Source organism: Streptococcus sp. NM, from assembly GCF_003390135.1.
In the GTDB taxonomy this organism is placed as follows: domain Bacteria; phylum Bacillota; class Bacilli; order Lactobacillales; family Streptococcaceae; genus Streptococcus.
Map to the genome: position 1 here is coordinate 1 of NZ_QUOS01000007.1, position 21063 is coordinate 21063.

General features: G+C 41.2%; 10 protein-coding genes. All 10 read left to right on the top strand.

Features of this window, described 5'->3' with window-relative positions; all coding sequences use genetic code 11:
* On the top strand, positions 1-648 hold a 648-nt coding region (locus DXN33_RS08920), incomplete at its 5' end, for a PTS system mannose/fructose/sorbose family transporter subunit IID (protein ID WP_142745836.1).
* 3 nt (positions 649-651) lie between these two features.
* Positions 652-1056, top strand: coding sequence for a PTS sugar transporter subunit IIA (locus tag DXN33_RS08925; RefSeq protein ID WP_001129931.1), 405 nt, complete (start codon positions 652-654; stop codon positions 1054-1056).
* 250 nt (positions 1057-1306) lie between these two features.
* Positions 1307-2473, top strand: a complete 1167-nt coding sequence (locus tag DXN33_RS08930; RefSeq protein WP_115904906.1) for an SIS domain-containing protein — start codon at positions 1307-1309, stop codon at positions 2471-2473.
* Positions 2474-2589: 116 nt separating this feature from the next.
* On the top strand, positions 2590-3627 hold the full coding sequence (locus DXN33_RS08935; RefSeq protein ID WP_115904907.1) for an aldose epimerase family protein: 1038 nt from the start codon (positions 2590-2592) through the stop codon (positions 3625-3627).
* Between the two features lie 181 nt (positions 3628-3808).
* On the top strand, positions 3809-9919 hold the full coding sequence (locus DXN33_RS08940; RefSeq protein WP_115904908.1) for a ZmpA/ZmpB/ZmpC family metallo-endopeptidase: 6111 nt from the start codon (positions 3809-3811) through the stop codon (positions 9917-9919).
* A gap of 199 nt (positions 9920-10118) precedes the next feature.
* Positions 10119-11450 carry a glycosyltransferase gene (locus tag DXN33_RS08945; protein ID WP_115904909.1) on the top strand — a complete coding sequence of 444 codons (1332 nt, stop codon included), beginning with the start codon at positions 10119-10121 and terminating at the stop codon, positions 11448-11450.
* Between the two features lies 1 nt (position 11451).
* Complete coding sequence (locus tag DXN33_RS08950) at positions 11452-12807, top strand: sodium:solute symporter family transporter (protein ID WP_115904910.1); 1356 nt, start codon at positions 11452-11454, stop codon at positions 12805-12807.
* Entirely contained in the window at positions 12791-13495 is a 705-nt protein-coding gene (locus tag DXN33_RS08955) for a cytidylyltransferase domain-containing protein (protein WP_115904911.1), read from the top strand. The genes DXN33_RS08950 and DXN33_RS08955 overlap by 17 nt, the downstream gene beginning before the upstream one ends.
* Entirely contained in the window at positions 13492-14370 is an 879-nt protein-coding gene (locus tag DXN33_RS08960) for a glycosyltransferase family 52 (protein WP_115904912.1), read from the top strand. The genes DXN33_RS08955 and DXN33_RS08960 overlap by 4 nt, the downstream gene beginning before the upstream one ends.
* A 226-nt stretch (positions 14371-14596) precedes the next feature.
* Positions 14597-20785 carry a MucBP domain-containing protein gene (locus DXN33_RS08965; protein ID WP_115904913.1) on the top strand — a complete coding sequence of 2063 codons (6189 nt, stop codon included), beginning with the start codon at positions 14597-14599 and terminating at the stop codon, positions 20783-20785.
* Positions 20786-21063 lie beyond the last annotated feature (278 nt).

Consider the following 21063-nt stretch of genomic DNA (forward strand, 5'->3'; position numbering starts at 1 on the left):
GAAATGATGAAAGTTCATACTCAATTCTTCAATACTTCACCATTCTTCCACACTATTATCGCTGGTTTTGACCTTGCCATGGAAGAAAAAGATGGTGTAGGTTCAAAAGATGCCGTTAACGGTATCAAGACAGGTTTGATGGGACCATTCGCTCCTCTTGGAGATACTATCTTTGGTTCACTTGTACCTGCTATCATGGGATCTATCGCAGCAACTATGGCTATCGCTGGCCAACCATGGGGAATCTTCCTTTGGATCGCAGTTGCAGTTGCTTATGACATCTTCCGTTGGAAACAGTTGGAATTTGCTTACAAAGAAGGGGTTAACCTTATCAACAACATGCAAAGTACTTTGACAGCTTTGATTGACGCTGCATCTGTACTTGGTGTCTTCATGATGGGTGCTCTTGTAGCAACAATGATTAACTTTGAAATTTCTTACAAATTGCCAATCGGTGAAAAAATGATTGACTTCCAAGATATCTTGAACTCAATCTTCCCACGCTTGCTTCCAGCAATCTTTACTGCCTTTATCTTCTGGTTGCTTGGTAAGAAAGGTATGACTTCTACTAAAGCTATCGGTATCATTATCGCTCTTGCAGTAGGTCTTTCATTCATCGGTAAATTCTTGCTTGGAATGGGCGCATAATTTATGGCTAAATCATTAATTTTGGTGAGCCATGGTCGTTTTTGTGAAGAACTTAAAGGTAGCACTGAAATGATCATGGGTCCACAAGACAACATTCATGCAGTGGCTCTTCTTCCAGAAGATGGACCAGAAGACTTTACTGCAAAATTTGAAGCTGCTATTGAAGGATTGGATGATTTCCTAGTCTTTGCGGATCTTCTTGGTGGTACACCATGTAACGTGGTGAGTCGCTTGATCATGGAAGGTCGTGATATTGACCTTTACGCAGGGATGAATCTTCCAATGGTGATTGAATTTATCAATGCGAGCCTTACAGGCGCAGATGCAGACTATAAGAGCCGTGCTGCAGAAAGCATTGTGAAAGTTAATGACCTGTTAGCGGGCTTCGATGATGACGAAGATGAATAATACTCTTCGAAAATCTCTTTAAACCATACTAGTGTCGCCTTGCCGTATAGATGTTACTGACTTCGTCAGTTCTATCTGCAACCTCAAAGCAGTGCTTTGAGCAACCTGCGGCTAGTTTCCTAGTTTGCTCTTTGATTTTCATTGAGTATACGATGTGACAACGTGAAAATCGTTAGAGCATCTTATATAGAATATACATGGGAATGGGGCTTACTCCCATTCCCATATTTAATAGAAAAAGAGGAACTCAATGTTACATTATACAAAAGAAGACTTGATCGAATTGGGTGCAGAAATCACTACACGTGAAATCTACCAACAACCAGATGTATGGAAAGAAGCTTTTGAAGCTTATCAAGCACAACGTGAAGAAATTGCAGCCTTTCTACAAGGGATTGCTGATAAACATGACTATATCAAGGTTATTTTGACAGGTGCTGGGACTTCTGCTTATGTGGGAGATACCTTGGTACCTTACTTTAAGGAAGTCTATGACGAACGCAAATGGAATTTCAATGCTATTGCGACAACAGATATCGTTGCCAATCCAGAAACCTATTTGAAAAAAGATGTGGCGACTGTCCTTGTATCTTTTGCTCGTAGTGGGAACTCGCCTGAAAGTGTGGCGACTGTTGATTTGGCCAAAGCCTTGGTGGATGAGCTTTATCAAGTGACTATTACTTGTGCAGCAGATGGTAAATTGGCTCTTCAAGCTCATGGAGATGACCGCAATCTCTTGCTTTTGCAACCAACTGCTTCTAATGATGCTGGCTTTGCCATGACCTCTAGCTTTACGTCTATGATGTTGACAGCTCTCTTGGTCTTTGATTCTACAGAATTTGCTGTTAAGTCTGAACGTTTTGAAGTTATATCTAGTCTTGCTCGTAAAGTTCTAGACAATGCAGAAGATGTCAAAGAGCTTGTTGACCTCGACTTTAACCGTGTCATCTATCTAGGCGCTGGTCCTTTCTTTGGACTTGCTCATGAAGCTCAGCTCAAGATTTTGGAATTGACAGCTGGTCAAGTTGCGACCATGTATGAAAGCCCAGTCGGCTTCCGTCACGGTCCAAAATCTCTGATCAACGAAGATACAGTTGTCTTGGTCTTTGGTACAACGACAGACTACACTCGTAAGTACGACTTAGACTTGGTTCGTGAAGTTACTGGTGATCAGATTGCTCGTCGTGTTGTGCTTTTGAGTGATCAAGCCTTTGGACTTGAAAATGTCAAAGAAGTGGCCCTTGGTTGTGGCGGTGTCTTGAATGATATTTACCGTGTCTTCCCTTACATTGTTTATGCCCAACTCTTTGCCCTATTGACTTCACTCAAGGTAGAAAACAAACCAGATACACCGTCTCCTACAGGTACAGTAAACCGTGTGGTACAAGGTGTTATCATCCACGAATATCAAAAGTAATACTGCGTTTATAGATTCTTGATAAAGGGGTTTGTAAATCATACAAGTAAACCATAGATTGTCAGTAGGCTTTCTATGGTTTGTTTGCTTGAGAGAAATAGTAAAAGGAGAACAGAATGAAAGCATACACAGAGCGTGTATTTGGAAATGTTGAGGGCAAGGATGTCTTGGCCTATCGATTTGAGACAGACGGTGGCTACCAGCTTGAGGTTATGACTTATGGTGCGACCATCTTACGCTATGTCACACCTGACAAGACTGGAAATTTTGCCAATGTTATCTTGGGATTTGATGACTTTGACAGCTATGTAGGCAATAGCCCCAAGCATGGAGCGAGCGTAGGTCCTGTGGCAGGACGTATTGCAGGTGCGACCTTTGAGCTTAATGGCAAGAACTATGACCTTGAAGTCAACAATGCTAGCAACTGTAACCACAGTGGTTCAACTGGTTGGGATTCTAGTTTATTTGAATTGGTCGAAGTGAGCGACCATGGCTTGATCCTCTACACAGAGCGTACAGATGGGACAGGAGGATTTCCTGGAAATCTCAAGATTTGGATCAGTTACCACTTAGAAGAAACTGGTGCCTATGAAATCAGCTACAAGGTAACGACCGATCAGGATACGCTGGTCAATCCAACCAACCACAGCTATTTTAACTTGTCTGGTGATTTCACGCAGACGATTGACCGTCATGTCTTCCAACTAAACACAGAGGGCATTTACCCAATCGCTCCCGACGGTGTTCCTGCCAAAACTCCAGATGCTACTCGTGATGTGGTCAAGCACATCTACAATGGTGCCTTGTTGAAGGATATCTTTGCAGAGGAAGATGAGCAAATCCAGTTGGTATCTGGCTTAGATCATCCATTTGCTCTTCCTGCAGGTCATGACAATGCTGGTTTCCTTTATGACCAAAATTCAGGTCGCTTCCTGCTTTTCAAGACAGAAGCTCCTTGCTTTGTAGTCTACACAGCAAACTTTGTGGATGAGAGTGTCATCATAGGAGGTCAGCCAATGGTACAGCACAATGGGATTGCCCTTGAAGCGCAGGCTTTACCAGATGCCATTCACAGCGACCTCAAAGACCAAGTCATTCTTAAAGCCGGTCAAACCTTTACAAGCAAGACACGTTATGAGCTTGTTGTGAAATAAAAATTTAGAAATATGATAGGTATTCCAGAAGTTAGGTATCTAATTTTAGGAATGCCTTTTATTATTCCCTTATTTGCATATCTATCCCTAGAATCTTTTAAAAAGTTGATGTATAATGGGAAGAGTTGTATATTTTGCTATAAATTAATATGCTAATTTAAAAATGTAAAAAGAGGGGAATATGAATTTCAAAACTAGTGGAGAAAAAAGACAGAATTTCTCATTAAGAAAATTGGCAGTTGGCCTTGTATCTGTAGCAGTTGCGTGTTTCTTTTTGATGGGAACTGGCCTACAGACTGTATCTGCTCAAGAATCTCATGCCGTTAATTATACTTATGTTTTAGAGTCGGATTTGACTGATGAAGAGAAGACTCTCTTAGTTACATCCCTACCACAAGTAGCGGAAGAAACAGATGCTACCTACTATCTTGTTTATCGAGCAAATCAAGTACTACCCAACACAGGAACTAGCTCTTCCCTAGAAACTGCTACCTTAGTGGTAGGCCTTAGTTTATTGGTTGTAGTAGTTCTTAAGGGACGTGATGGCAAGAGTAAGATTAGTCGATTCTTGTTAGTAACCAGTCTAGGAAGCCAGTTGCTGTCTCCAACTGTCCTTGCTTTGACTAGCGAAACACTAGCTGCTTATAACACCCAACTATCTGTTCAGGCAGGAGATGCTTTGCCAGCTCCAGTTGATATTCCTGGTTATACTTATCTAGGATATGTGAAAAATAAAGTAGACGTTGTTAAACAATCAGATAAACAGAAGGCGCATGACAGCAAGTCTAACTTAGAAAATGTAGATAGCTCAACGATAGAGGAACAACAAGGAGGAACACCTTCTCCTATAGAGCCTCAACTACAAAAAAACAAAGAAACTGTAGTGCAAGCAAAGGGGAGCCAAGAGCCGGGTCATGAAGGTGCTGCCCTAGTTCAACCCGTTCAACCGACTTATACAGAACCCGTTAGCACCCAAGGTACACAAGAGTCAGGTCATGAGGGCGATGCCCTAGTTCAACCCGTTCAACCGACTTATACAGAACCCGTTAGCACCCAAGGCACACAAGAGTCAGGTCATGAAGGTGCTGCCCTAGTTCAACCCGTTCAACCGACTTATACAGAACCCGTTAGCACCCAAGGTACACAAGAGCCGGGTCATGAAGGTGCTGCCCTAGTTCAACCCGTTCAACCGACTTATACAGAACCCGTTAGCACCCAAGGTACACAAGAGTCAGGTCATGAGGGCGATGCCCTAGTTCAACCCGTTCAACCGACTTATACAGAACCCGTTAGCACCCAAGGCACACAAGAGTCAGGTCATGAAGGTGCTGCCCTAGTTCAACCCGTTCAACCGACTTATACAGAACCCGTTAGCACCCAAGGCACACAAGAGTCAGGTCATGAAGGCGAATCCCTAGTCCAAGCAGAGCAGCCGTCTTATACAGCCCCAATTAGCACTAAAGGCACGCAAGAGCCAGGTCATGAGGGTGCTGCCCTGGTTCAACCATCGCAACCAGCGTACACAGCCCCAATTAGCACCCAAGGTACACAAGAGTCAGGTCATGAAGGCGAATCCCTGGTTCAATCAGAACTACCAGTTTACACAGGTCCTCAGGAGGGAGCTCCAGTTGAGCCAACAGTGCCAGAGTTTACAGAAGTTGTTAGCAGTAAGGGGACCCAAGAAATTGGTCACGAGGGTGAAGCCTTAGTTCAACCCGTTCAGCCATCTTACACAGCTCCAATTAGTACCCAAGGTACGCAAGAGCCCGGTCATGAGGGCGAGGCTCTAGTTCAACCAGTTCAACCAGCCTACACAGCATCGATCAGTACTCAAGGCACACAAGAGTCAGGTCATGATGGTGAGGCTCTAGTTCAACCAGTTCAACCAGCGTATACAGATCCAATCAGCACTCAAGGTACCCAAGAGTCGGGTCACGAGGGTGAGGCTGCTGTAGTAGAGACTCTTCCTGAACTGCCTTTGACAAGCAATCATCGTACAGTAACAGAAACCATTCCTCATGAAACTGAAGAAATTGAAGATGCGACTATCTTAAAAAATCATCGAGAAATTGCTCAGGAAGGAAAAGACGGTTTACGGACAATCGAGTATGAAGATTATCTCGTAGATGGTAAGGTGGAAGCTAGCAAGGAAATCTCACGTACAGAAGTAGAACCAACCAAAGAGATTATCAAGGTTGGCAGTCTTGTTAAAACCAAACCAACTGTTGAAATTACTAATCTGGTTAAAGATGAGAGCAAAAAAGCAGTAGCAGTCAACTACCGCTTAGATGACCCAACGTCTGCTTTTGTTAAGGCCAAGGCCCAAATTTTTCAAAATGGAACACTGATTAAAGAAGTGGATTTGAAAGATTTATCCGTTCAGCAAACGATTGATGGTTTGGACTACTATACTCCTTATACAATTAAGACTTACCTGACCTATAATCTAGGCCAATCTGATCAGGAAAATACAGAAGTATCAACGAAAGATTTTCAATTGGACTATAAGAAAATTGAAATCAAAGATGTGGATGAAGTGGGGCTCTATGGTAAGGAAGATGGTCACTACCGTCGTTATCTGAATCTATCAGAAGTACCAAGCGATTTGTCACCTTATTTTGTCAAAGTCAAATCAGATAAGATGAAAGAAATGTTGCTACCAGTTAGCTCTATTAAGGAAACAGAGGATGGGAAATACAAGGTAACCGTTGCCTTCAATGAACTGGTTCAAGAGAAAGATTCAGCATACAAGGATAACTATAGCTTCACAGTTGATAAGCAAAAGCTTGCCAAGGACGGTGTCTATACTTCCTTCAAGAAACTGATTGCTGCCATGCAAGGTAATCTCGCTGGAACCTTTAAACTTGGAGCTGATATGACAGCTGATGAAGTGGCCTTAGCAAAGGGACAAACCAGCTATGTGACAGGCACTTTCACTGGTAATCTTATCGGTGCGAGTGATGGGAAGCCGTTTGCGATTTATGACCTCAGGACAGCCTTGTTTGATAACTTGACCAAGGCTACTGTGAAAGATATTGACCTTAAAGCAGTAGAGATTAAGAGTCAAGATGACACAGCCAGCCTAGCAAAAGTAGCTACTAATAGTCAGATTAGTAATGTAGCTGTAGAAGGTCAATTGTCAGGTAGCAAGTCAGTTGCAGGTTTGGTAGCCAAGGCTCAAGATACAGAAATAAGCAATAGTTCATTTACAGGTAGCATTCAGGCTAAGCATACGGATGCTTCTCCTTACTATGTGGGAGGTATAGCAGGGCTCTTATCTGGTAATAAGGCTAAGATTGATAAGGTAGCTGTTGATACAAATATTTCTAGTAATGCCCGCAACAATGACCAATTTGCTGGAGGTATTGTAGGGAAAGTTCAAAGTGGTGCTTTGGTTTCTCATGCGCTAGCAAGTGGAACCATCCTCAACACAACAACTTATCCACGAGTCGGAGGAATAGCTGGTTCTACATGGCAAAATGGCCGTATCCATCATGTCGTTAGCATGGTCAACGCTGGAGATGGTTATGCCATCACAGGAGACCAGTACAGGGGAGCGGACATCAAAGATGCCAGCACTGCTGTTGAGAACAAGAAGGCTGATCTCTATGCGGCCCCAATCACCCAAGACCAGGCCAGAGAAAAGGTTCAGTCTTATGGGATGACAGTGACACTAAACGATACAGGTCAAACACTTAAGGCCAATCAGCACAGTGTGGACTATACTCAGTTAAGTCAAGGCCAAGCTAGTCGAAAAGTTGCTTATCACAATATTGAGAAATTGATGCCTTTCTATAATAAAGAGCTAGTGGTTCACTATGGAAATCAAGTTGATCCTACTGATAAGCTTTATACTACAGAACTGCTGGATGTTGTACCAATGAAGGACAATGACATCATCACAGATATTCAGGCCAATAAAGTAGCTATCAATAAACTGATGTTGCATTTTGCTGATAATACAATCAGTTATCTGGATGTCACCTACAAAGAAAACTTCAAAAATACACAAATTACAGAGTACAGCGTAGCAGGTAAAAACTTTATCTTTACACCAGAGGCCTTTTTATCTGACTATACGAAAGTGACTGATCGGGTCCTAGCAGATTTGCAAGGGGTCGAATATGACTCAGCAGCCATGAGAAGAGTTCTGGGCATTGAGGCAGATGCGTCGCTTGATTCGCTATATTTGGACAAAGAATTTGAAAAAGTTAAATCCAATATCGGCGAACATCTCCGTAAAGTGCTAGCCATGGACAAGTCTATCAATACGATGGGAGATAGTGTAGCAACCTACATCAGCGAGAAAATCAAGAACAACAAGGAAGCTTTCTTGCTTGGTTTGACCTACCTCAATCGCTGGTACAATATCAACTACGATCACATCAATACCAAGGACCTCAATACCTATAAGTTTGACTTTGATGGTAATAGCACAGCTTCAACCTTGGATACCATCATTGCCCTAGGTCAGAGCGGTATGGAAAATCTCAAGGCATCAAATAATATAAGTGCCTATGAAACAACACTGGCTGCTGCAAAAGGTCGCAAGACAGTGACGGATTTACTAGAGTCTTACAGGAAGCTCTTCTTACCAACCAAAACCAATAATGAATGGTTGAAGACAAATACCAAGGCCTATATCGTAGAGAGTAAGTCAGCGATTCCAGAAGTGCGTGCTAAACAAGAGTCAGCTACACCAGATAGTAACTATACACTGGGAGTCTATGATCGTATTACGGCACCAAGTTGGAAAGTAAAAAACATGCTCCTACCTTTATTAACATTGCCAGAAGAAGATGTTTATGTGATTTCAAATCTTTCTACCTTGGCCTTTGGTGGCTACGAACGCTACCGTGACCGTGTTAATAATACAGTCTTATCAGGAGAAGAATTGCGTCAGTATGTCCGTGCTAAGGTTGACCAGTCGGCTGAATGGCAACGAGACCACTACGATATCTGGTACCATCTCCTTTCACCGGAATACAAAGAAAAACTCTTCCGTTCAGTCATGGTTTCAGATGGCTTTGGTATGAAAGATAGCAATAGTAATTATTACTGGGCTACCCTGTCTGATAAGGCCATTGCTTCTATCTACAACTTCTTTGGACCAACTGGTAAGTGGTATGGGGAAAGCAAAGGAGCTGGAGCCTATGCCAACGGTTCTGAGGTCCACTATGTCAGCGACCGCTTGTTGGATAAATACGGAACATCAGTCTATACCCATGAAATGGTTCATAATTCTGACGGACATATTTACTTTGAAGGAAAAGGTCGTCGTGAAGGATTGGGAGCAGAGTTGTATGCCTTAGGACTGTTGCAATCTGCTGATAGTTTAGATAAGGATGCTATTGTCTTGAATACTCTCTATAAAGGGGATAAGGATTCACCAACTCGCTTGCATACTTATGATCCGACAAGCCGCTTCACATCAGCCGCAGCCTTGCAAGAGTATGTGCACGGTATGTACGATGTCTTGTATACCTTGGATGCTATGGAAGCCAATGCCATTTTAACTAAGTCTAATGATGTCAAGAAAAAATGGTTTAGAAAAATAGAGAATTTCTACATTGAGGACAAGTACCATAAACAAACGCATGCTGGAAACTCTGTTCGTCCATTGACAGATGCTGAAGTAAGTAAACTAACCAGTCTTGATGCCTTGATTGACAATAATATCATCAACCGTCGGGCATACCGTGATAAGAGTGACTATACTCGTAATGGCTATCATCTTATCAGCATGTTCTCACCGATTTATGCTGCTCTCAGTAATCCAAAGGGTGCACCTGGTGACATCATGTTTAGAAAGACAGCCTACGAATTGTTGGCAGAAAAAGGTTATCAAGATGGGTTCTTACCATATGTATCCAACCAATATGCAGAAGAAGCTAAACGCAATGGGGACATCACCTATTCAGATTGGCACCGAAAAGATGTGGGCCTCATCACTGATAGTCTCGTCTTGAAAAATGTCTTTGCCAACAAATACGGTTCATGGGCTGATTTCAAGAAGGATATGTTTGATCAACGTATTCGTAAGCAAGATCAGTTGAAACCAATCACCATTCAGTACGAACTTGGTGTACCAAACAGCAGCAAGGAGATTACAATTCGTTCAGCAGCCCAAATGCAAGAACTGATTAATCAAGCAGTGGCTAAAGATGTGGCTAACATTGACCGTACGACAAGCCATGCTCCTGCAAGCTGGGTACACTTATTAAAACAAAAAATCTACAATGCCTACCTACGTAGCACAGATGATTTCAGAGAATCGATTTATAAACAATAAGAAAACTCCCCCACGCTATCCTGTCTAATCCAGTCTATCTTGCAGATGGTCAGTCTTTGTGATAGAATAGCATAAAGTCCTTTTGAGGGGGAACTTGCTAGGAAATCCCCAAGCATTGTAACGGATGAACCACCCTCGCCTTTTTGTGAGGGTGGTTTTTCCTTTGTAAGCAGAAAATAAGAGAGAAAGAGTCTACATCATGTCGAGAATTGTCAGCATCCATCCAGCCAAGGAAATCCATCGTTATGGCTTTGAGAGTACCCAGGTCTATCGAGCCCGCATAGCACGCCATCTGGGTTTGGAATATGTTCACCTTGTATCGAGCCCTCAGCTTCGTCCTGACTGGAAGAAAGATTTAATCAAGTTAGGATTTTTAGAAAAGGAACTGCTCTGTGTTCCGCATAGTTTTTCAGATATAGGCCATGCAGACTTATCAGTGAGACCAGAAAGTCTAACGCTAGCAGACGGAGATCAGGTGGAGCTCAATGAAGATGGTTTTGTCGCTTCTGTTACCCTAGGAGATGGTTCGGGCAGATATTACTATACCAAGGGTCCCTTCTTGTTTGAAGATTTCAAGGAAAAGGAGTTGCGTTGGTATCACGAAAATGGAGAACTGGCTCTGGAAGGACGCTTTATCAATCCTTTCAAAGAACCCTCTCCTGTCACTATCTTTTACCCAGAATACATCTACCGCATAGGAGGAGAAATCCGTTCTGAAGAGGACTTGTTAGTGAAGTTCTTAGCCAAATGGGCCCAGCAAACCGACCTCTTTATCCGTGACCAACAAATCGTACCCAAACCCAGCCTTTGGCGTTACATGGAAAACACGGATAAAAATTATTATGAAGTCGTCCATGAAAATGTCATGCGAGATTTACGCCTCGCCAATCTGCGCAAGACAAACAAATACCTAGTTGCCAGTGAAGTGTTGACTGATACTTTGGCGAAACAAGGGTATGACACTAAGTTTTTACCACCAATGTTTACAGAAAAAGTAGGTCAGCTAAGAAAAATCGTACCTGTTTTGGACTATTGCTTGGTGGGTCATATGGGAGAAGGTAAGAACGTTGAACTTGTCATTGAAGCTTTTATCGAACTCTACAAACGTGGCTCCAAGGCCCAGATTACCTTTTATGGTGGCTCAGAGGAACGTCTAGCAGAATTACAGAATCAATATGATCTTCCGCCAACCATTCACTTTAAAGGGATCGTTAACGAAGTGCCTTATCATCTCCACCAATGCTATTTGTCTGCAAGTTATACAGAGTTATTTGCTAATGCCTGTATTGAAGCCTTGAGTCAAGGTTTGTTAGCCTTGTTATCTGATGTGGAGATTGCCCATCGTTTTTATGCCAACCAGTCCAATGCCATCAACTTGTTTAAAAGCAAATCAGAGTTGATTCAAAAGATAGAAGAGATGGAAGAGCCTGATTTTTATCTATCGAATGAAAAAAATCTAGCCTTAGCCTCTCGCTATTCTCTGGAAAAAGTAGCTCAAATATACAGAGAACTATTAGATAGGAACTTCTAGGATGTTGGGAATTCTAGTCACCCTATTGCTCTATTTCTACTTGATTTCCTGGATTGCCTATTGGAAAAAAGGGAGCGAAGAGGACTATTATCAGGTTAAGAAAGCTGTTCCAGTGACAGTTTTGGCCTTCTCAGTCTTTGCGACCTTACTCAGCCCCATTTCCTTTCTGACTCTGGTGGGGAATGCCTATACAGGCAGGTCCTATCTCTGGTTTGCCCAGTGTGGCATCTTTCTAGCCATTCCACTAGCTCATCGCTATTTTCTGCCCCTCTATCAAAAGGGAAACTACGAGACAGCCTATCATCTTTTAGAGGATAAGTTTCAATCGCCTGGCATTCGTTCACTGGCCTCAGGTCTTTTCGTCCTCTACCAGTTGGGGCGAATAGCCGTTGTGACCTACTTGTTGTCTCAAGCCTTAGAGCCCTTTATCCCTATCAATCAGCTGGTCTTGTCTGGTTTACTCCTTCTCTTGACAGTCTATTATCTGGCAAGGGGTGGTCTCTTGGTTGTGCTGTGGACGGACTTCTTTCAGGGCTTGGTCCTGCTGGCTATACTGGGCCTCTTTCTACCAAGAATTGCCCAATCTGGTTTAGTCGTGAATAGCAGTCAACAGCTATCTCACTTTGCAGAGACTCTGGATGGGAAGATGGTCTTTATCTTAGTTGCAGGAGCAGGTTTTAGTAGCTTGTTTTCCTATGTTTCTTCGCAGGATATCGTCCAACGTTTTAATAGCAAAATGGGGCGTCAGAAGATTGGAAAAATCTTATGGCTACAGGGACTTTTGTCCTTTGGGATTGCCAGTTTACTGTATTTGATTGGCTGCTTGATTCGTCAGGAAAATTTCGCTACCACATCGACCAATCCTGTTCTCATTGCTTACGCTCGGGAAGGTCTGGCACCTTGGTTTGGCAGTTTCATCATGCTGGCTCTCTTGGCAGCGGGTCAATCCACGGTTTCGTCCAGTATGAATGCAATCGTGACCTGCTTGAAGTTGGATTTTGCTTGGTCAAAGCTGCGCTGGTCGCCAAGCCTCCTATCCTTTGTCATAGCAGGCCTGTCCTGGCTCCTCTGTCTCTTGCTCATGAATGCAGAAATCTACTCTATCTACGAATGGATTAACGGCTTTATGGGCTTGACACTAGGTGTGATTGGTGGTTTGTACCTCTTGGTCTTACTTCTCAAAAGACCGAGTTTACAATTAGATAAAATCTATCTGATCTTTAGTATAGGAGCCTTGGTTCTCTATCATTATAGTGGTCTTTTTGCCAACCCTAATCCCTGGTTAAATAGCATTATCACTACCCTATCTGCTCTTTTTATCTCAATTCTAGGAAGACTATATGAAAGAAAAATCTAAACCCATAGCCGTCATTTTGATCCGTTCGGGTTCACGCGGCTTAGTAGATAAAAATATCAAACCGCTTGCAGGCAAACCTTTGGTTTTCTATACCATAGAAGTTGCTCTAGCCTCCAAGCTATTTAGTGATATCTGGGTCTCATCAGACTCACTAGCCTATCTAGAACTCTGTCGTCAAGCCTATCCAGAGATTCGTTGTGTCCACAGACCAAAAGAATTGGCCTTGGCAACAACCTCTAGCTTAGAAACCTTACGAGACTTTTTACAGCCCTTTGAGGAAGAGCAGGTCTTTGTCAATCTACAGGTGACTTCACCTCTTAGAGAGGTAGAGCACCTCATCGAATCCTATCAACTTTACTGTCAGTCTGGCGCTGACCATTTGATTTCCTGTGTCAAGGCGGATAAGAGTCGTAGTCTTTACTTGCAGTTGGCGGAGTCGTCATTTATCTGTCCGCCTCAAGTTTCCAAGCACTATGCTCGGCAGAAAGAGCCTGTCTATTACTATCCTAACGGTAGTATCTGGATTTCTCGCAAGGATCTTTACCTACGAGATGAGACCTTTTACACGGATAAGACAGTAGCCTATGAAATGCCCAAACTCTATTCTTATGATATCGACGATGCCTTGGACTTTGAAGTCGTTGAGATCTTGCTGCACCATCACCACCTAGGAGAATCAAAGAGATGAAACACCTCATCATTGCGACAACACCCTTGCAGTCCAAGATTGCACAGCATATCGAGGGACTCTATCCGGATCAGGACTTTGTCAGTCTTTATGTCAGTCCTGTCAAAAATGCCCGTCAGGAGCATTATGCAAAGGATTTTGACCATGTTCATTATCCTCAAACGACAGAGGACTTGGCTCAGATTTGTCAGGAGCTTGCCGGCGACTATGACACCATTTTTTATGCTAGTTTTGACAATAGCTTGATTCTGGACTTGGTTGCTAGTTCGACCTACCAGCACCTCATGAGTTTCGATGATGGCTATGCGGATATTTACCCTTTGGGAATGTATGCCCTCCCTCTTCAGCCCAGTCAGGTGGGCTCTTTGGGCTTGACCAGAGATGACTTGATTGAGCAGACGGAAAAGCACTATACCCTCTATCGCAGTGCCTATCATGTCGTGGCTAGAGAGAAGCTAGTCTATCTGGAGCATTTTTTTGACCTGCCTCAAGCACCCGTTTCAAATGGCAAGACAGTTAAGGTTCTGCTGGGACAAAAGTTCTCTGAAGAGGACGATCAAATCTCCATCCGCTTTATTAGTACCTATGCTAAGGCCTTGGCCATTGACCTCTATCTGCCTCATCCCAAGGAAACCTTCACTATCCCTGATGTGACCTACTTGGAGACGGAGTTGATCTTTGAAGATGTTCTAGCCCAACTCTTTCAAGAATACGAGTTCGTTCATGTCTATCATTTTACCTCATCGGTCAGCCTGCACTTGAAAGACCTTCCCCATGTGACCATTACAGGCATTTCCCTCTCCTACTATGAGGACCGTCAAAAAGAATTGCGACGCTTAGGTTGTCAATTTGAAAGGGTTTCACTTGGCTGGTAGCATAAATGTATATTTTTAAACATGTAAATCCATACGCTATATGGATTTTTTATATATAAATATAGCAAAAAAACTATAGTTTGAATGATCAAAAAGTATTCAAATTCCTTGTATAAGAGGTTTTAAAGTGTTAAAATTAAGTGTCTAATTTTGAAGTTTTCAAGCAAGTATTAGCATAATAACAGCTTAAAAATAAAAATTATACAATAAAAAAAGGATGATGAAGATGTTTATAAATAAAAAAGAAAAATTTTCCATTCGTAAGTTTAAAGACGGTCGTTCAGACTCAGTCAAAATCGGTACAGTCGGTCTGATTGTCGGTGCAGCCCTTGCAATGGCAGGACAACCCCATATTGCAGAAGCAGCGATGACAGAAAACAGCGACAACACAACAACAATCTCAAATGATAAGGGGTCAGTAATTGTAGATACAGCTAATATTGAGAACCCAGATGCAGGTAGGCAATTTTCAACTGATCCAACTGCAGAGGGAACAAATACAATTACTAAAACTGGAAAAGTAGACTACAAATATGTAACTGCTGAGGGTAATACTGTATTAGAAGAAAACAAAAACCAAAACTCTGGTGCTGATAAAACTATCGAAACACCATACGATGTATACGGTAAATCAGGAGAAGTTTTCAAAGGAACTACAGGTGGTGATGCAGAAGCTAGCGACCTAAACGACGCTAAAGAAAATGGTAAGAAAGAAACAATCGAAAAAGATGGGAAGACTTACCACCTAATCGGAGAACCTAAGGTTGAAACTACTGGAAACGGTGGAGGAGTGTACTCTGACACAACTCTAGGTGATGTAACTGCGAAATTGACTCCAGAAGGGTTAAGTAACGCAGAAGGTAAAATCACTTATGATACTGTAAAACCTGGTGGAAAAGCTTGGATTGTTGAACAAACAGGAAAAGGAACATATGGTAAATATGTACAAGCTGATTCAGGTGCGATCACTTCTGATGCTAAGATGATAGAAGCTTTCAAAGCTGGAGAAGCAACAGCAAAAAACTTCACTTCAGCTAACGTAACAGCTGATGGTGGAATCAAAGAAGGTGATTATGTTTTCGTCCTTGAGAAAAATACCTATGTAACAGCTAAAACTGAGAGTTTCTCTTTAACAGCACAGATACAATTGTCATCTAGTGATAATGTAGCAGATGATAAAGATGGAACTGGGGCTACTTTAAATAGAACATATGCAATGGTACAAAACTTTAAAGCGGCTCCAGATACTTTAACAGGAGAAGCAAACAAAACTCTTGTAAAAAACTATCTTGCATATCTTCAAGAAAAAGGATTTGAAGATAACCTCCTTAATTTCAAACGATATATTACTTTAGGAATGGCGGCAAAAACTGGTGGTCCTCTGGAGATTAGTGCTGATAAGGGAGATCAAGTTGATGATAAAGGAAGACCTACAAGTGATATAACAGCTGATATAGCAAGCGTTACTGATCAAGAAACAAGTACTTTAGAAGATAGTAGTGATTTTCTTCTTAAATTTTCTGATCCTTCGCCGGAAGTTGAAGAGTATTCTTACCGTGACGAAATCACTCCTCTTCGTGCATACCGTTTAGCAAGTGGTACTACAACAATCACTTACACTTATGCAGAAGAAAAAACTCGTGAAATCGAGAAAAAAGGTTCTGTAGTCGTTAACTACCAAACAGAAGACGGAACAGAATTAAAAGCTCCTTACACTGATACTCCTGAAACAGTAGCTGAAGTAGTAACTGAGAAATACTATGTTGATGCTGATGGAAATGATGTAATTGTAAGTAGTACTACAGCTTCTAAAAACGTACCTTACAACACTAAAGAAAATGAAACTGAAAAACCTCAAAAACTTACAGATGCACAAGGAAATGTTTACTACCTAAACGAAGCAAACACAATGACATCTGTAAATGGTACAGAAACTACATCACCAGCTGAAACAGGAACAGTAGTAGAAGGTGTTACAAAAGTAACTTACATCTATGAAAAAGCTGGATCAGTAATCGTTAACTACAAAACAGAAGATGGAACTCCACTTGCAGGAACAGTAGTAGACGAAGATGGAGCTGGTAAAACTGTAGAATCAGGTGCAAAAGACATTGATAATGGTAAACCAGGTACAGCTTATAACACTGCAGACAATGGAATGAAACCAACTCGTATTAAAACTGCAGAAGGCAAAGTATACGAATTAGTTCCATACTTAACTGAAGGTGAAGAAACAGGTGAGGTTGAATCAGGAACAACTAAAGAAGTAACCTACGTTTACAAAGAAGTTAAAGGTAATGTTGTCGTTAAGTATGAAGATACTGAAGGTAACACACTTGCTGATGACGAAAAAGATGAAACAGATGCTTCTCTAAATGTTAAATACGATACAGCTGACCACAAAAAAGAATCTATCGAGAAAGATGGTGTTAAATATTACTTAACAGCTAAAGAACTGAAAGATGGTTCTAAACCAGCTACTGGAGACGTAGTAGAAGGAACAACTACAGTAACTTACGTTTACGAAAAAGCTGGATCAGTAATCGTTAACTACCAAACAGAAGACGGAACTCCATTAACAGGTACTGCAGATGGTGCAAATGTAGCTTCAGGTGCTAAAGACACTACAGACGCTAAAGCAGGAACTGACTACAACACTGCAGACAACGGAATGAAACCAAACCGTATTACAACTGCAGAAGGTAAAGTATACGAATTAGTACCAACAGCAACTAAAGGTGAAGAAACTGGTAAAGTTGTTGCAGGTGAAACGAAAGAAGTAACCTACGTTTATAAAGAAGTAAAAGGTAATGTTGTCGTTAAGTATGAAGATACTGAAGGTAACGTAATCGCAGAAGACGAAAAAGACGAAACAGATGCTTCTCTAAACGTTAAATACGACACATCAGACCACAAAAAAGCTGAAATCACTAAAGACGGTGTTAAATATTACTTAACAGCTACAGAGCTTAAAGATGATTCTAAACCAGCTACTGGAGACGTAGTAGAAGGAACAACTACAGTAACTTACGTTTACGAAAAAGCAGGACAAGTAGTCGTTAACTATCAAACAGAAGATGGAACTCCATTAGTAGGTGTTGACCCAGCTGGTGCAAATGTAGCTTCAGGTGCTAAAGACACTGTAGATGGAAAACCAGGATCAGATTATGATACTTCTGATAACGGAATGAAACCAGCTCGTATCACAACTGCAGAAGGCAAAGTATACGAATTAGTACCAACAGCAACTAAAGGTGAAGAAACTGGTAAAGTTGTTGCTGGAGAAACTAAAGAAGTAACATACGTTTATAAAGAAGTAACTGGTGATGTAGTAGTTCACTATGTTGACACAGAAGGTAACAAAATCGCAGCTGATAAAGACGACCTTAAAGGTGCATCTCTAAGCGAAAAATATGATACTGCTGTTGATAACAAACCAGAAAAAATCACTGCAGAAGACGGAACTGTATACTACATTACAAAAGCTGGTCTTAAAGATGATTCTAAACCAGAAACTGGAAACGTAGTTGAAGGTAAAACTGATGTAACTTACGTTTATGAAAAAGCTGGATCAGTCATCGTTAATTACCAAACAGAAGACGGAACTCCATTAGTAGGAACTGCAGACGGTAAAGATATTGCTTCAGGTGCTAAAGATACTGACAATGGAAAACCAGGTTCTGAATACAACACTGCAGATAACGGAATGAAACCAACTCGTATCACAACTGCAGAAGGAAAAGTATACGAACTAGTCCCAGCATCAACTAAAGGTGATGAAACAGGTACTGTAGAATCAGGTCAAACTAAAGAAGTAACATACGTTTATAAAGAAGTAAAAGGTAATGTAGTAGTTCACTATACAGATGAGGCAGGAAATAAAATTGCTGAAGATGCTAAAGATACAACAGATGGATCAATTAGCACACCATATGACACTTCTGATAACGGCATGAAACCAGAACGTATTACGACTCCAGAAGGCAAAGTTTACCAATTAGTACCAACAGCAACTCAAGGTGCTGAAACTGGTAAGGTTACTGAAGGAACTACAGAAGTAACCTACGTTTATAAAGAAGTAACTGGTGATGTAGTCGTTCACTATGTTGACACAGAAGGTAACGTAATTGCTGAAGATAAAGAAGATACGAAAGGTGCTTCTCTAAACGCTAAATACGATACAACTGACAACAAACCAGAGAAAATCGAAAAAGACGGAACTGTTTACTACTTAACAGAAAAAGCTCTTAAAGATGACTCTAAACCAGAAAACGGAGATGTAGTAGAAGGTAAAACTGAAGTAACTTACGTTTACGAAAAAGCTGGACAAGTAGTCGTTCATTACACTGACGAAAAAGGTAACACTATTCAAGAAGATGCTGTTGATACAAAAGACGGTAAACCAAACTCAGACTACAACACTGCTGATAACGGAATGAAACCAAACCGTATCACTACTCCAGAAGGTAAAGTATACGAATTAATCCCTCAGTCAACTAAAGGTGATGAAACAGGTAAAGTTAAAGCTGGAGAAACGACAGAAGTAACTTACGTCTACAAAGAAATCACTGGTAATGTCGTCGTTCACTACGTTGATACAGAAGGAAACACACTTGCTGAAGATACGAAAGATGTAGAAAATGGATCACTAAGTGAGAAATATGACACAACTGACAACAAACCAGCTAAACTTGAAAAAGATGGACAAGTTTACTACTTGACAGCTAAAGAATTGAAAGACGGTTCTAAGCCAGAAAACGGTGCTGTTGTAGAAGGAACTACAGAAATCACTTATGTATACGAAAAAGCAGGAAACGTTCTTGTTCATTACGTAGACGAAGCTGGAAACACTCTTCAAGCAGATGCTGTTGATACAAAAGATGGTCAACCAGGAGCTAAATATGATACTTCTGATAACGATATGAAACCAACTCGTATCACTACTCCAGAAGGAAAAGTATATGAACTCGTACCAGCATCAACTAAAGGTAACGAAAACGGAAGTGTTGAAGCAGGTAAAACTACAGAAGTGACTTATGTCTACAAAGAAGTAAAAGGAAACGTCGTCGTTCACTATGTAGACGAAGCTGGAAACACAATCGCAGAAGACATTAAAGATACGACTGATGGATCTGTAAGCTCAGCATATGACACAAGTGACAACAAACCAGCTACAATCACTACAAAAGATGGTAAAGTATATGTACTTGTACCAACTTCAACTAAGGGTGAAGAGTCTGGTAAAGTAACAGAAGGAACAACAGAAGTTACTTACGTTTATAAAGAAGTAACTGGAGATGTAGTAGTTCACTACGTTGACACAGAAGGCAACGTGATTGCTGAAGATAAAGAAGATACTAAAGGTGCTTCTCTAAACGCTAAATACGATACAACTGACAATAAACCAGCAACAATCGAAAAAGATGGTGTTAAATATTACTTAACAGAAAAAGCTGTTAAAGACGATTCTAAACCTGAAACAGGAGATGTAGTAGAAGGTAAAACTGAAGTAACTTACGTTTACGAAAAAGCAGGACAAGTAGTAGTTCACTATGTAGACGAAGCTGGAAACACAATCCAAACTGACGCTGTTGATACCAAAGACGGTAAACCAGGAGCTGCTTACAACACTACTGATAATGATATGAAACCAACTCGTATTACAACTGCAGAAGGAAGAGTATACGAATTAGTACCAGCATCAACTAAAGGTAACGAAAACGGAAGTGTTGAAGCAGGTAAAACAACAGAAGTAACATATGTGTACAAAGAAATTAAAGGAAACGTAGTCGTTCATTATGTAGACGAAGCGGGTAACACAATCGCAGAAGACGTTAAAGATACTACAGACGGATCAGTAAGCTCAGCATATGACACAACTGACAACAAACCAGCTACAATCACTACGAAAGATGGAAAACTATACGTATTAGTACCAACTTCAACTAAAGGTGATGAAAATGGTAAAGTAACAGAAGGAACAACAGAAGTAACTTACGTTTATAAAGAAGTCAAAGAAGGTACTACAAATGGAGGCTCACTCACTCCATCTCAACCAGGTTCTCCATCAACACCTTCAACAAACCCAACAAGTCCGGTGAAACCGACAGACCCAAGTCAACCAACAACACCGGCTAACCCAGCAACCCCAGCTGCCCCAGCTAACCCAGCAACACCGGTTGCTCCGGCTAATCCAACTAACCCAACAACACCGGCTAACCCAGCAACTCCAACGATGCCATCAGCACCAGTAAATGGTAAAGCACCACAAGCTCCAGTAGCTCCATCAGAAGCTAAAGGACAAGCTGAACTTCCTAATACTGGTACAGAAGACCATGCTAGCCTAGCAGCACTTGGACTTTTAGGTGTCTTGAGCGGATTTGGGCTTGTTGCTCGTAAGAAAAAAGAAGACTAAATTTAATTAGATTTTCTGATAAGAATAAGGAGTAGGATATCATATCCGCTCCTTTTTCTATGTAAATATGAGGTAATTTTTAAGCTTTTTTGAAAGTTATTAATCATATTTCTGAAGCTATTAATTATCTTTGCTTTTTTATATATCAACATCGATTAAAATATCGAATTGCTTGACATAGTGAATAGATAGAGTTATTATATATATTATACAATAGGTGAAGTCGGGACTTTTCTTGGTATCAATTTGAGGGTCTTACTGACTTTTCTTGATGTAAA